The organism is Micromonospora sp. NBRC 107095 (assembly GCF_030269705.1).
In the GTDB taxonomy this organism is placed as follows: Bacteria; Actinomycetota; Actinomycetes; order Mycobacteriales; family Micromonosporaceae; genus Micromonospora; species Micromonospora parva.
The window spans coordinates 2,532,701-2,545,641 of the sequence record NZ_BSTU01000001.1 but is presented as its reverse complement, the minus strand read 5'-3'; the positions used below and the strand labels follow the sequence as shown (position 1 = coordinate 2,545,641).

At 74.8% G+C, this 12,941-nt stretch carries 12 protein-coding genes; 3 read left to right on the top strand and 9 right to left on the bottom strand.

Going from position 1 to position 12,941, the window contains the following annotated elements:
* Positions 1–28: 28 nt before the first annotated feature.
* From QSK15_RS11815 to QSK15_RS11780, 8 genes are read right to left on the bottom strand one after another with little or no spacing between them, the layout of a single operon-like run.
* Entirely contained in the window at positions 29–1,012 is a 984-nt protein-coding gene (locus tag QSK15_RS11815) for a DNA topoisomerase IB (protein ID WP_285794203.1), read from the bottom strand.
* Entirely contained in the window at positions 996–1,949 is a 954-nt protein-coding gene (locus QSK15_RS11810; RefSeq protein ID WP_285794202.1) for a glycosyltransferase family 9 protein, read from the bottom strand. The genes QSK15_RS11815 and QSK15_RS11810 overlap by 17 nt, the downstream gene beginning before the upstream one ends.
* On the bottom strand, positions 1,946–2,647 hold the full coding sequence (locus QSK15_RS11805) for an SDR family oxidoreductase (protein ID WP_285794201.1): 702 nt from the start codon (positions 2,645–2,647) through the stop codon (positions 1,946–1,948). Before QSK15_RS11805 ends, QSK15_RS11810 begins: the two co-directional genes overlap by 4 nt.
* Positions 2,644–4,104: a PfkB family carbohydrate kinase gene (locus tag QSK15_RS11800; RefSeq protein WP_285794200.1), complete on the bottom strand. Its 1,461-nt coding sequence runs from the start codon at positions 4,102–4,104 to the stop codon at positions 2,644–2,646. The genes QSK15_RS11805 and QSK15_RS11800 overlap by 4 nt, the downstream gene beginning before the upstream one ends.
* 16 nt (positions 4,105–4,120) lie before the next feature.
* On the bottom strand, positions 4,121–4,810 hold the full coding sequence (locus tag QSK15_RS11795) for a D-sedoheptulose-7-phosphate isomerase (RefSeq protein ID WP_377620849.1): 690 nt from the start codon (positions 4,808–4,810) through the stop codon (positions 4,121–4,123).
* Entirely contained in the window at positions 4,810–6,027 is a 1,218-nt protein-coding gene (locus tag QSK15_RS11790) for a glycosyltransferase (protein WP_285794199.1), read from the bottom strand. The genes QSK15_RS11795 and QSK15_RS11790 overlap by 1 nt, the downstream gene beginning before the upstream one ends.
* The gene (locus QSK15_RS11785) at positions 6,012–6,986 is read right to left on the bottom strand and encodes a glycosyltransferase (RefSeq protein WP_285794198.1); all 975 of its coding nucleotides are present in this window, start codon (positions 6,984–6,986) and stop codon (positions 6,012–6,014) included. The genes QSK15_RS11790 and QSK15_RS11785 overlap by 16 nt, the downstream gene beginning before the upstream one ends.
* A complete protein-coding gene (locus QSK15_RS11780; protein WP_285794197.1) occupies positions 6,983–8,659 on the bottom strand; it encodes an HAD-IIIA family hydrolase in 1,677 nt (558 codons plus the stop codon). Before QSK15_RS11780 ends, QSK15_RS11785 begins: the two co-directional genes overlap by 4 nt.
* A 154-nt stretch (positions 8,660–8,813) precedes the next feature.
* Between QSK15_RS11780 and QSK15_RS11775 the strand changes: the two genes are divergently transcribed.
* The 3 genes from QSK15_RS11775 (at position 8,814) to QSK15_RS11765 (ending at position 11,174) form a co-directional block, all read left to right on the top strand.
* Positions 8,814–9,254: an SRPBCC family protein gene (locus QSK15_RS11775; RefSeq protein WP_285794196.1), complete on the top strand. Its 441-nt coding sequence runs from the start codon at positions 8,814–8,816 to the stop codon at positions 9,252–9,254.
* 2 nt (positions 9,255–9,256) lie between these two features.
* Entirely contained in the window at positions 9,257–10,258 is a 1,002-nt protein-coding gene (locus QSK15_RS11770; protein WP_285794195.1) for an SDR family oxidoreductase, read from the top strand.
* A 148-nt stretch (positions 10,259–10,406) separates the two neighbouring features.
* Positions 10,407–11,174, top strand: coding sequence for a polyprenol monophosphomannose synthase (locus QSK15_RS11765; protein ID WP_030334974.1), 768 nt, complete (start codon positions 10,407–10,409; stop codon positions 11,172–11,174).
* Positions 11,175–11,270: 96 nt separating this feature from the next.
* Here QSK15_RS11765 and QSK15_RS11760 read toward each other — a convergent pair whose 3' ends face one another.
* On the bottom strand, positions 11,271–12,884 hold the full coding sequence (locus QSK15_RS11760; RefSeq protein ID WP_285794194.1) for a phytoene desaturase family protein: 1,614 nt from the start codon (positions 12,882–12,884) through the stop codon (positions 11,271–11,273).
* Positions 12,885–12,941: the final 57 nt, after the last annotated feature.

Genomic DNA, 12,941 nt, shown 5'->3' with positions numbered 1-12,941 from the left:
GCTTCCCCGGAATCGCCGGCGGGGCCGGTCAGGCCCCCTCCAGCAGCTTCAGGACGACCCGCTCCGCCTCCTCGCGGGGCGCCAGCGGATCGACCGCGGCCACCACCCCCTCGTGGTAGAGGTCGACCACCCGAGGGTCCACGTACGACGCCCGCGCGACCGTCGGCGTGTTGCCCAGCAGCTCCGCCACCTCCCGCATCACGGCGACGACCGCCTTGCGCCGGGCGGTCACCGAACGGGCCGGGCCGGCGGTGGCCAACTCGGTGGCCGCCAGCACCGTGGCGTGCCAGGTGCGGAAGTCCTTCGCGGTCATCTCCCCACCGCTGGCGTCGCGCAGGTAGCCGTTGACCTCGTCGCTGCGCACGTCGCGCCACTCCCGGCCGTCCCAGTAGCCGAACAGCCGCTCCGCCCGTCGCCGCCGACGGCGCAGATTGACGAGCACCTGGCACAGCTCCGGGTCCTCGATCCGGCGTACCTGCTCGATGCCCCCCTTCGCGGGGAACACGAACACCACGCAGCCGCGCCGGGATCGGGCGTGCTCGGGGCGCAGGGTGGACACCCCGTACGTCGGGTCGTCGCCGTTCGCGTACTGGTCACTGCCGACCCGGAACATCCCCATGTCCAACAGCCGGGCCACCGTCGCCAGCACCCGGTCCCGGCCCAGTCCACGGCCGTCCAGGTCGCGCCCCACCCGCTCCCGCAGCACCGGCAACCGCCGGGCCACCTCCAGCATGTGGTCGAACTTCGCCTCGTCCTGCTTCTCCCGCCACCGCGGGTGGTAGACGTACTGCTTGCGCCCGGCCGCGTCGATCCCGATCGCCTGGATGTGCCCGTTCGGATGCGGCGCGATCCAGACGTCCTGCCAGGCCGGCGGGATGACCAGCTCCCGCAACCGGGCCAGCACCTCCGGATCCCGCACCGCAGCCCCGGACGGATCGACGAACAGCCAGCCCCGTCCGCGACGACGCCGTCCGTACCCCGGCCGACCCGGGTCGCTACGCCGCAACCGCACCGGAGACCCGCACCACCCTCTCCACCTCGGCCACCGCGGCCAGCACCTCGTCGAGGTGGAGAGCCGCCATCGTCGGGTGGCTTCCTACCCCGTCCCACCTGGGCCAATCCCCCGCACCGGCCCACAGCACCCGGTGCCGTGGCCGGTCCGGTGGTGGCCCCCAGTGCGCCGGTGGCACCGGCCCGAAGAGGACCACCGACGCGGTGCCGTACCCGGTGGCCAGATGGGCGACGCCGGTGTCCCCGCTGACCACCAACCGGGCGTCGGCCACCAGCGCGGCGAGCCCGCCGAGGTCGGTCCGGCCGGCCAGAACGGCGTCCGAGGTCAGGCCGGCCGCCTCGGCCACCCGGGTCGCCAACTCCCGTTCGTCGGCCGAGCCGGTGAGCAGCACCCGGTGCCCCTGGTCGGTGAGCGCCCGGGCCAGCGCGGCGAACCGCTCGGCCGGCCACCGCTTGGCCGGGATCTTGCTGCCCGGGTGCAGCAGTGTGGCACCGCTGGGCAGCCCCGCCGGCCCGGGCCGACGCAGGCTGAGGTCGGCCCGGTCGGCCGGGATGTCGTACCAGGACAGGAGCCGGCACCACCGGTCCACCTCGTGCTCGTCGGCGGCCCAGTGCGGACCGTCGGCACAGCCGGCGTCCGCGTTGCCGAAGGCGAGCAGCCGACCGGGCCGGGTGGCCGCGAGCAGCCGGTGCGACTGCGGACCGCGGCCGTGCAGGTTGACCGCTACCCGCGGGGCCGACCCGACCCGCAGGGGTCGGTCCAGCCCGGTGGTGTCCACCAGCCGGTCCACCCCGCCGACCAGGTCGACCAGCGGAGCCAGCCAGGCCGGCGCGGCGAGCGCCAGCTCCCGCGAGGGGTACGCGGCCCGCAGCGCCCGCAGCGCGGGCACCGCGGTCACCAGATCGCCGACGCCGAGGGCGCGCAGCACGAGGATCACGGGTACGAGGTCTCCTGCTCGGCGCAGACCACCATCTCGCGCACCGCGCAACCGGCCGGCTGGCTGAGCGCGAACATGATCGCGGCGGCGGTGTCGGCGGGCTCGTTGAGGTTCGCGTCCGGCCCCGGCTTGTACTGCGGGTCACGTTCGTCGAAGAACGCGGTGCGCATCCCACCCGGGATGAGCAGGGTGACGCCGACCTGACCGGCCAGCTCGGCGGCGAGGGCTCGGGTGAACCCCACCACCCCGAACTTCGCCGCGCAGTAGGCGGTGGCGTCGCTGACCGCCTTGACGCCCAGGGTGGAGGCGACGGTGACGACGCGTCCCCGAGAGGTCAGCAGGAACGGCAGCGCGGCCCGGACCACCGCCGCGGTGGCCAGCAGGTCCACGGCGACGATCCGGTCCCAGGTCTCGCCCGGCAGGTCGGCGAGCCGGCCCGGCACGTCGGTGCCGGCGGCGGTGACCACGGCGTCCAGGCCGCCGGCCTGCTCGGCGAGATGCCGGGTGGCCGCCTCGGCGGCGCGCGTGTCGGCCAGGTCGCACTCGGTCCAGGACACCCCGTCGACCGGCGGCTGCCGGTCCAGCACGAGCGGTCGGCCACCGGAGGCGGCCACCGCGGCGACCACCGCGGCGCCGAGGCCGCTGGACCCGCCGGTGACCAGGACGGTGGGCCCGGCACCGGGCCGCGTGCCGGTCATCGGGTCCGCTCCGCGAGCGTGCGGACGATCAGGTCGGTGGTGGACCGACCGTCCAGGTAGGGCACCACCACCGTGTTCCCGCCCCACCGGCGTACCACCTGCGCCTCGGGCAGGGCGGCGGTGGCGTCTCCACCACCGGTGGCGTAGTCGCCGCCCTTGACCCAGACGTCGGGGCGGATCCAGGACAGCGCCGCGTCCGGGGTCGGCTCGTCGAAGATGAGGACCGCGTCGACGCAGCTCAGGGCGGCCAGCAGCCGGCTGCGGTCAGCTTCGGACTGCACCGGCCGATCCGGCCCCTTCAACCCGGTCACGCTGGCGTCGGAGTTCAGGCAGACGATCAGGCAGTCACCGAGCTGCCGGGCGGCCTCCAGGGTGGCCACGTGCCCGGCGTGCAGCAGGTCGAAGCAACCGCCGGTGGCCACCACGGTGCCGCCACCGGCGCGTACCTCGTTGAGGAGCGTGGCGACGGCGGCGACCCCCACCCGGTCGGCCACCGCGCCACCTCGTGGTCCGGGCTGGAGAACGCGCGGCCCCGACGTGCTCCCGGCCCGCACCGCGGGCCCCGACGGCGGCAGCGCCGTCGCCACTCCGCCACCCGCCACGTACGCGGACGCCTCGGCGACCGCCACCTGCACCGCCTCGGAGACCAGCGCCCCCTGGGCCAACGCGAGGCTGGCGGCCGCCGCGAACCGGTCGCCGGCACCGCAGGTGTCCCCCTCGGCGCTACCCGGCGTCGGCACCACCAGCGGCGTCGACCCGGCGTGGCAGAGCAGCGCGCCGTCACCGCCCAACGTCACCGCGACCGCGCCGGCCCGCCAGCGCCGCCGCAGCCCCTGGGCGCCGCGCGACGCGGTGGCCAGTCGGGAGGCACCGGGCAGCGCGGGGACCAGCTCGCGCACCTCGGACTCGTTCGGGGTGGCCAGGTGGACGCCGGGCACGGCCGCCGGGCCGCGCGGATGCGGGTCCCACACCACCGGCGCGCGGGTGGCGGCCAACGCGTCGCGCAACGCGGGCTGCCGGGCCACCCCCCGGCCGTAGTCGCTGACCAGCACCGCCGACGCGGCGGCGATCACCCGCAGCACCTCGTCGGAGGGCTGACCCGGCTCCCCGGACGTGCCGCCCCGGTCGTGGCGCAGCAGCACCCGCCCCCGGGCCCGCAGCCGGATCTTCTCCGGCGTGGCGCCGGAGAGGGCCAGGGGGTACACCTGCACGCCGGCGGCGGTGAGCAGAGCGCTCAGCCGAGCCCCACCGGCGTCGTCGGCGAGCGCGGTGACCAGCACCACCTCGGCGCCCTGCGCGGCGGCGAACACCGCCGCCAGCCCGGCGCCCCCCGGTCGGTCGGTGGCCGCAGTCTCGTCGAGCACCGGCACCGGGGAGTCCGGGCAGAGCCGGTTGACCACGCCTTCCACGTCCCGGTCGAGCAGGGTGTCCCCCAGCACCACCACCGGTCCCCTCACGCTTGCCTCCTCATCCTCACGCGTCGACCTGCTGTCCGGTCCCGCCGTCGAGCACCACCTCGACCCCGGTACGCACCGGTGCCGGCCCCCCGGCCACGGGGCCGACGACCGCCGGATCGCCGACCGCGGCCAGCGCGGCCGGCAACTCCTGTTCGAGGTACTCGCAGAGCAGATGACTGGTCACGAGGTGCAGCTCCTGGACGACCTGGGTGTCCGGGGACGCGACGGCCAGCACGTCGTCGCAGGCGTCGGCGAGCGGATTGGGAGCGACGCCGGTGAGCGCCCAGGTGGTCACCCCGACGTCGCGGGCGGCCCGCGCTGCGGCGACCAGGTTGGCGCTGGTCCCACTGGTGCTCAGCAGCAGCAGGATGTCGCCGGGGCGGCCGTGGGCGCGCACCTGGCGGGCGTACACGTCGGTGTAGCCGTAGTCGTTGGCGATGGCGGTGAGCGCACTCGTCTCGGCGTGCAGCGCGATCGCCGACAGCGGTCGGCGATCGTCGCGCAGCTTGCCGACCAACTCAGCGGTGAGGTGCTGGGCCTCGGCGGCGCTGCCGCCGTTGCCGGCGACCAGCAGGCGACCCCCGGCGGCCAGCCGGTGGGCCAGGTCCGATCCCCAGCGCGTCAGCTGCGACTCACAGCGCCGGTACGGCACCAGCGCCGCCGCGAGATTCGTCAGGTGGGTGTCGAGCAGGCTGCCCGTCGGCATCAGGCCACCACCCGGGTCGGCCGGCGCACGGCGGCCACCTCGCTGTAGACCTCGACCAGCCGCTCGGCGGTCGCCGCCCACGAGTAGCGCGCCCGGGCCCGCTCGCGCGCCGCCGTCGCGTACGCGAAACGCCTGATCCGGTCGTCGAGCAACCCTTGGATCGCGGTGGCCAGGGCCTGCGGATCCCGGGCCGGCACGAGGTCACCGGTCGTCCCGTCGACGACGGTGTCCCGGATGCCACCCACGGCCGTGCCGACGACCGGCACCCCGCAGGCCATCGCCTCCAACGGGGTCAACCCGAACGGCTCGTACCAGGGCGCCGCGACCAGCAGGTCCGCCGAGCGGTACCAGCGGCCCATCTCCTCCCGGGGCACCGCGCCGACGAGGTGCACCCGGTCGGCCACCCCGCACGACTCGGCGAGGGCCCGCAGCCGGCGGGCGTACGGGTCGGTCTCCAACAGCCCCTCGGGTGGGCCGCCGACGACCACGCACTCGGCGTCCGGCACCAACGCCATCGCACGGATCACCGTCTGGAAGCCCTTGCGCTCGACCAGCCGACCCACGGTGAGGATCCGGGCCCGTCCCGGTTCCCTCTCGGCCGCCGGTCCGAGCGGGGCGAAGGTGGCGAGGTTGACCCCGGAGGGCACCACCGTCATCCGGGACCGGGGCACCCCCATCCGGACCAGCTCGCCCACCTCGTCGCGGCACTGCGCGACGACCCGGTCCACCGAGCGGCCCAGCTCCCGCTCGTAGGAGATCCGTCGGGCCGGGCTGGTGTCCTGCACCCCCTGGTAGCGGCGCTTCACGGTGCCCAACGCGTGGTACGTCTGCACCACCGGCACCCCGGTCTGCCGGCCGGCGGTCAGCCCGGCCAGACCACTCATCCAGAAGTGCGCGTGGATCACCTCGGGCACCCAGTCGCCGCCGCGCCAGCGTTCGATCAACCAGGCGCTGAACTCCCGCATGTGCGGCAGCAGCGCGTCCTTGGCCACCGGCTCGGCCGGGCCGGCCGGCACGTGCACCACGTCGTACCCGTCCGGGCTGCGGACGGTCACCGGCAGGTCGGGCGCGTCGCGGCGGGTGTAGACCCGCACCTCGTGCCCGGCGGCGGCGAGCGCGGCGGACAGCTCCGCGACGTGCGTGTTCTGGCCGCCGGCATCCTCCCCTCCGAGGACGGCGAGCGGGCTGGCGTGCTCCGAGATCATCGCGATCCGCATACTTCCTCCTCCAGCAGCCGGTCCCAGTCAGCGAGGAAACGGTCGAGGCCGTACCTGTCGCGTGCGGCGGTTCGCGCCGCCGCCCCGGCCTGGCGCGCGGTCGCCGGTTCGGTGATGAACCGGCGGGCGGCGTCGAGCAGGGTGTCGGTCCGGGTGGCCAGCGCCCCCGCCTGCGGGGGCACCGCCATCACCGCCTCGGTGGTGGCGAGCGCGACGACCGGCATGCCGATCGCCATCGCCTCGATGAGGCTCAGCCCGAGGGAGGTCCACCGGCACAGGTGCAGATATGCCCGCCGTCGGGCCAGTTCGGCATGCATCCGCTCCTGGGGCACGTCGTCGTGGCTGGTGAGCCGGTCGGCGGGCAGTCCCAGGTGGTCGGCCAGGCCGGCGACCCCCATGCCGAACACGTCCAGCGGCGCGATCTCGGCGAACTGGGGCAGCAGGTCGGTGCCGGTGACCCGGCCTCGCCGTACCGGCTCGTTGATCACCACGGCGAGCCGGTCCAACTCGCCCGTGTAGGACGCCGAGGGGGCGACGATGCCGTGGTCGACAACAGTGGTGCGGGTGGCGCCGGTGTCCCAGAAGATCTGGTTGAACCCGGTGACGTGGGCGATGAGCAGGTCGTCGCGGTCGGCCATCGGGTGGCGGGTGTTGGGCACGTCGCCCTTGGGGGTGTTGTGTTCGACGTAGATCGCCGGAAGGTCGCGGCCCGGGCGGCGCCGAAGCCACTCCTCGGCCCGGTCGAGTTCCTCGGGGCGTTGCAGGATCACCAGGTCCACGTCGGCGCTCGGCAGCTCCTGCGGGCTGACCTCGACCGCGTTGTCCGGCCACGGGTAGGTGCGGGCCCGGCCGAGGCCGTACGGGCCGCGGTCGGGTGTGGTGGGAATCAGGTAACGGTGGCTGCCGTGCACGAACGACGTGGTCCAGGAGCCGTGCACGTGCCAGAGCAGGATGTTCATCGGCCGCCACCACCGCTGGTCGCGAGCGTCCGGAGCGCGTCGACCACCTGCTCCGGGTCGATGCCGCTGAGGCAGGGGTGCCCGGGGACCGGGCAGCTGGCCGCCCGGGTGTCCCGGCAGGGCCCGGCCGCGTCGCCGAGCCGGACGGTGGGCACCCGGTAGGGCCCCCACTGGCCGAACGGAACCGTCGGCGCGAAGAGACTCACCACCGGCACTCCGGCGGCGGCGGCCAGGTGTGCGGGCCCGGTGTTGCCGACCACCACCGCGCTGGCGTCCGCGACGATCCCGGCCAGCCCGGCCAGGTCGGTGCGACCGCCCAGGTCGGTGCCGCCGGCCGCGGCGACCCGGGCGGTGACAGCGCGCTCGTCCGGGCCGCCGGTGACCAGCACCCGGTGGCCGGCGTCGGCCAACGCCCCGACGATCCGGGTCGCCAGCTCGGGCGGGCAGGCCCGGCTCGACGCGGCCGACCCGGGGTGCAGCACCACGTACCCCGGGTCGCCGAGGTCGGCCGGGCGCGGCGGCACGGCGTCCCGGCGCAGCCGGAGGACGGGTTCGTCGCCGTCGGGCAGCCGGTGGCCGGCGGCGGCAGCCAGGGAGAGGGCGCGTTCGGGTTCCGGGACGCCCACCGGCACCCGGTGCCGGACGTCCAGCAGCGAGCCCGGGTAGTCGTCGCTGATCGCCGCGATCCGGTCGATCCCCGCCATCCGCAGCAGCAGCGCCAACGGCAGGGCGGACTGGTGGAACGAGGTGAACACCACCGCCTGGTCCGCGCCGATCGCGCCCAACCGCGCGGTCAGGTCCCGGATGGCCTGCGGATCGACCGGCCCCGGTGTGGGGTCGATCCACGGCAGCGGATGCTCGATGATCTCGTCGACGCCGGGCAGCAGGTTGGCGGCGGCGCGACCGCGCGGCCCGCACAACAGCACCACCCGCTGCGCTCCGGCCGCCACGGCGCGGATCGCCGGGCCGGTGACCAGCACGTCACCCGCCGAGTCCGAGCGGACCACCAGCGCCGTCCGTACCGGTTCGCCGGGCGGGGTCGACGGCTGCACGGCCTGTTGCCGGCGCAGGATCTCGTCCACCGCCGACGGCAGGTCGGAGGCCACCCAACCGGCGGCGGCGATCTCCTCCGGTCGGGTCACCGGGGTGGGCACCAGCACGCCCGCCGCCCCGGCGGCCAGCGCCGCGGCGACGTCCCGGCCGATGTCGCCCACCAGCACGCACCGGGACGCCGTAGTGCCCAGCTCGCGGGCGGCGGCGTGCACCAGACCGGGCGCCGGCTTGCGGCAGTCACACCCGTCGGCGTCGTCGTGCGGGCAGACCAACCACGCGTCGAACGGGCCCAGCAGCTCCTCGACGCGGGCGTGCACCGCCCGCATCTGCTCCCCGGTGAAGTAACCCCGGGCCAGGCCCGACTGGTTCGTGACGACCGCCAGCCGCAGCCCGGCCGCTCGCAGCCGGTCCAGCGCCGCCCGGGCGCCCGGCACCGGCCGCACCTTCTCCGGGTCGCCGTTGTACGGCACGTCCTCGATCAGGGTGCCGTCCCGGTCCAGCAGCACCGCGTCGTACAGGACCGGCCGGGAGCTTGCGACAGACCCGGAACCGGCGCGGTCAGCAGCGGCGTACACCTGGGCTGACCTGCGCTGATACGGATCCTCCTGGTCCTGTCGCACAGGCGGCGGGTTCCCTGCCCCCCGAGGAGTAAACGTCGTCGTGGCGGCGGTGGGCCAGCGCGCCGCGGTGCCCCGGGTCGGCCTTACCCGCCGTGCCGGAGAAGCTAACCCCGCCGGCCGTTAGCACGTGCCGTGCCCCGGGTATGGAATCCCGGTGGCGATTGTGGAGAAAGTGATCGACGCTCCCCCGCAGCGGGTGTTCGACGTGCTCGCTGACGGATGGACGTACAGCGACTGGGTGGTCGGCACCGCGCACATGCGGGACGTGGACGACGCCTGGCCCCGGGTCGGCAGCCAACTGCACCACCGTGCCGGGCCCTGGCCGTTCTCCCTACAGGACGCCTCGACGGTGCTGGTCTGCGAACCGCCGCACCGGCTCGTGCTCAAGGCCGGTCTCTGGCCGGCGGGTGAGGCGATCGTGGCCTTCACCCTGGAGCCGGTGGAAGGCGGAGCCACCCGGGTCCGCCTCGGGGAGGACTTCGCCGCCGGGCCGTTGCGCTGGGTCCACAACAAAATCAACGATCTGGTCTTGCACCGACGCAACCGGGAGACGTTGGCCCGGCTCTCCGACATCGCCACCCGGCAGAAGGGGTGACCGTGACACGGACCGTGGTGGTGACCGGCGCGAGCGCCGGCGTCGGCCGGGCCGTCGCCCACGCGTACGCGGCGCGCGGCGCCCGTCTGGCGCTGCTGGCCCGGGGCGAGGCGGGCCTGGCCGCCGCCGAGCGGGAGTGCCGGTTGCGCGGCGCGACCGACGTGCGCGGGTACCGGGTCGACGTGGCCGACGCGGGCGCGGTGCAGCAGGCCGCCGACGACGTGGTGCACCGGTGGGGCGGCATCGACGTGTGGGTCAACAACGCGATGGTGTCGGTGTTCGCGCCCGCCTGGGAGATTCCGGCGCGGGAGTTCCACCGGGTCACCGCTGTCACCTACCTGGGCACGGTGCACGGCACGCTCGCCGCGCTGCGGCACATGCGGGCACACGGGCGGGGCACGATCGTGCAGGTGGGCTCGGCGTTGGCCTACCGGGGCATCCCGCTGCAGTCGGCGTACTGCGCGAGCAAGCACGCCGTGCAGGGGTTCAACGACTCGCTGCGCGCCGAACTGCTGCACGACTGCCCGGGGGTGAAGGTGTCGATGGTGCAACTGCCGGCGGTCAACACGCCGCAGTTCTCCTGGGTCCGTACCCGGTTGCCCCGGCATCCGCAGCCGGTGCCGCCGATCTTCACTCCGGAGCTGGCCGCCCGGGCCATCGTGTGGGCGGCGGACCACGGCACCCGGGAGTTGAACGTGGGTGGCCCGACCTGGCAGGCCCGGCTGGCCGACGCGCTGTTCCCCGGCCTGCTCGACCGGAAGCTGGCCCGCGACGGGTACGACAGCCAGCAGACCAGCGCCGCGATCGATCCGGCGACCTGGCGTGACAATCTGGACCACCCCGGCGACGCGGACACCGACCGGGGTGCGGCGGGGGTGTTCCGCCAACAGGCACGTGACCGTTCCGCAGCGCTCTGGGTGAGCACGCACAAGCCGGTGCTCTCCGGTGTCGCGCTCGCCGTCGCGACGCTCGCCCTCGGCGTTGTCGGTCGCTGTCGGGGCTGACCAACACAAGCCCGTGACCAGGGCTGTTACCCCGGAGCGCGGTGGACGACGACGGTCCGCAACGCCCGGGAGGGGTGCCCCCTCGGCGCGAATGCGGCAACTGGATACCCTTTCCATGACCCACGTCCGCAAACCGAGGATGACCGACATGATCCAGCCGGTGCAGTTGCCGTCGCCGTGGCGGGACGCACGCCTGACCGTCGTCGTGCCCACGTACAACGAGGCGGGCAACCTCCCGGCGTTGGTCGAGCGGCTGCTCGCGCTGCCGCTGCCGGGGCTGCGCATCCTCGTCGCCGACGACAACTCCCCCGACGGCACCGGGGAGGTGGCCGACAAGCTGGCCATCGAGAACCCCGACCGGATCGAGGTCGTGCACCGCGCCGGCAAGGAAGGCCTCGGCCGGGCGTACGTGGACGGGATGAGTCGGGCGGTCGCGGGCGGCGCCGAGTACGTGGCGCAGATGGACGCCGACCTCTCGCACCCGCCGGAGGCGCTGCCGGGGATGCTGGGCGCGCTGCTGTCCACCCAGGCCAGCGTGGTGATCGGTTCCCGGTACGTGCCCGGTGGCGAGCTGGACGAGAACTGGCCGCTCTACCGCCGGGCGCTCAGTGGCTGGGCGAACCTCTACGTGCACACGCTGCTGCGGGTGCGCATCCGGGACCTCACGGCCGGCTTCAAGATCTGGCGGGCCGACGCCCTGCGCGACATCGACCTGGAGCGGGTGCAGTCCAACGGCTACAGCTTCCAGGTGGAGATGCACTACCTCGCCACCAAGCTGGGGCACACCATCCTGGAGGTGCCGATCCGCTTCGAGGAGCGGCGTGACGGCGTCTCCAAGATGACCACCGCGACCAAGGTGGAGAGCGCCCTCATGCCCTTCCGCCTCCGCAGCAAACACCGCAACGTAACCCGCTGACCCCCACCCTGCTGGGTGCAAGAGGTCTGCGTCGCCGACGGCGGCGAATCTGACGCAAACCTCTTGATCACCGGGATGCCGGGGCAGCGGCGGCGGTCAGGGGGTGGTGGGGTAGATGGCGTTGTGGGCGGTGGAGATGGCCGCGGCGTAGGCGCGGCCGGTGAGCGCACGGTCGCGGGCCAACGCCGCGCGGGCCGCGTTCGCACCCGGCGCGCCGTGCACCCCGCCGCCCGGGTGGGCCGACGAGCTGGCCAGGAAGAGCCGGTCCACCGGGGTGTCCGCCCGCCCCAGGCCGGGGATCGGGCGCAGGAAGAGCTGCTGGTACGCGGCGGCGGTCCCGCCGCCGAGCGCGCCGCCGACCAGGCTCGGGTTGCCCTTCTCCAGATCGACCGGCGAGGCCACGTGCCGGCCCACGATCAGGCGCCGGAAACCCGGTGCCGCGGCCTCCAGCACGTCCTCCATCCGCTGCACGTGCCCGGCCACGTCGTCGGCCCGCCAGGTCCGCCGGAACGGCAGATGGGTGTACGACCAGAGCGACTCGGTGCCCGGTGGGGAGTGGCTCGGGTCCGCCACCGACATCTGCCCAACCAGCAGGAACGGGTCGCGGGGCAGCTCACCACGGGCCAGCTCGCCGGCGTAGTGGGTGAGCCCGTTCAGGTCCGCGCCGAGGTGCACGGTGCCGGCGCCGGCCACCTGCCGGTTCGTCCACGGCACCGGCGCGGAGAGCGCCCAGTCCACCTTCAGCGTGGAGCCGTCCCACCGGAAGTGCGCCAGGTCCTCCACCAGCCGCGACGGCAGCGCCGCCGGGCCGACCAGGTCGAGGTAGAGCGCCGGCGCCGGAACGTCGGCGAGCACGGCCCGCCGGGCCCGCCACAGCGCGCCGCCCACGGTGCGGACCCCCATCGCCCGGCCCCGGGCGGTGAGCACCCGGTCGGCCCGCGCGCCGTAGATGATCGTCCCGCCGCGTCCCTGTAGCCGGTCCACCAGCGCGTCGGTGATCCGCTGCGCGCCGCCGTCGGGCACCGGCCAGCCGACCTGCTGGCCGAGCATGGCCAGCAGCCAGCCGTACACCCCGGAGCCGGCCTCTTCCGGGGAGAGGTCGGTGTGCAGGGCGCAGCCGGCCAGCAGGGCCGGCCCGCCGGGACCGTCGAAGAGTTCGTCACCAAGTTTGCGGACCGGCACGACAAGCCGGCGGGCGAGTCGCAACGCGCCGGCGACACGCAACCGCCGCAGCAGACCCAGCCCTCCGCGTACCGGCGGGAACGGCGCGGTGATCGCGTCCAGCATCGGCTCGGCCACGTCGAGCCACTCGGCGTACGCGTTCAGCCACCGCTTGCCGTCACCGGGCGCGAACTGCTCCAGCGACGCGGCGGTCACGTCCGGGTCCCGGTTGATCACCGCGGCCCGGCCGTCGGGCAGCAGGTGGGCCAGCACGTCCGGGGCGTGTCGCCACGACAGCCCGTGTCGATCCAGGTCGAGGGCGCCCAGCACCGGTGAGGCGTACCCGAGGGGGTAGAACGAACTGTAGAGGTCGCTCAGGTAGCCGGGCGCGGTTACTTGAGCGGAGCGGACCGCGCCGCCGGGCGTCGCGGTCGCCTCCAGCACCACCACGTCCCAGCCGGCGTCGGCCAGCAGGTTGGCCGCCACCAGGCCGTTGTGCCCGGCACCGATGACGACGGCGTCCGCGCTCTGCGCGGCGGTGGTTGTCATCGGATCCGCCTACCCGGCGCGCAACCGGGCGAAACGCGTTTGCCTCGCCGGGGCCGG

Coding starts and splice junctions, on each gene's coding strand:
- QSK15_RS11760 (WP_285794194.1), bottom strand. CDS start 12,884: ATGACAACCACCGCCGCGCAGAGCGCGGACGCCGTCGTCATCGGTGCC.
- QSK15_RS11785 (WP_285794198.1), bottom strand. CDS start 6,986: ATGAACATCCTGCTCTGGCACGTGCACGGCTCCTGGACCACGTCGTTC.
- QSK15_RS11765 (WP_030334974.1), top strand. CDS start 10,407: ATGATCCAGCCGGTGCAGTTGCCGTCGCCGTGGCGGGACGCACGCCTG.
- QSK15_RS11805 (WP_285794201.1), bottom strand. CDS start 2,647: ATGACCGGCACGCGGCCCGGTGCCGGGCCCACCGTCCTGGTCACCGGC.
- QSK15_RS11795 (WP_377620849.1), bottom strand. CDS start 4,810: ATGCCGACGGGCAGCCTGCTCGACACCCACCTGACGAATCTCGCGGCG.
- QSK15_RS11790 (WP_285794199.1), bottom strand. CDS start 6,027: ATGCGGATCGCGATGATCTCGGAGCACGCCAGCCCGCTCGCCGTCCTC.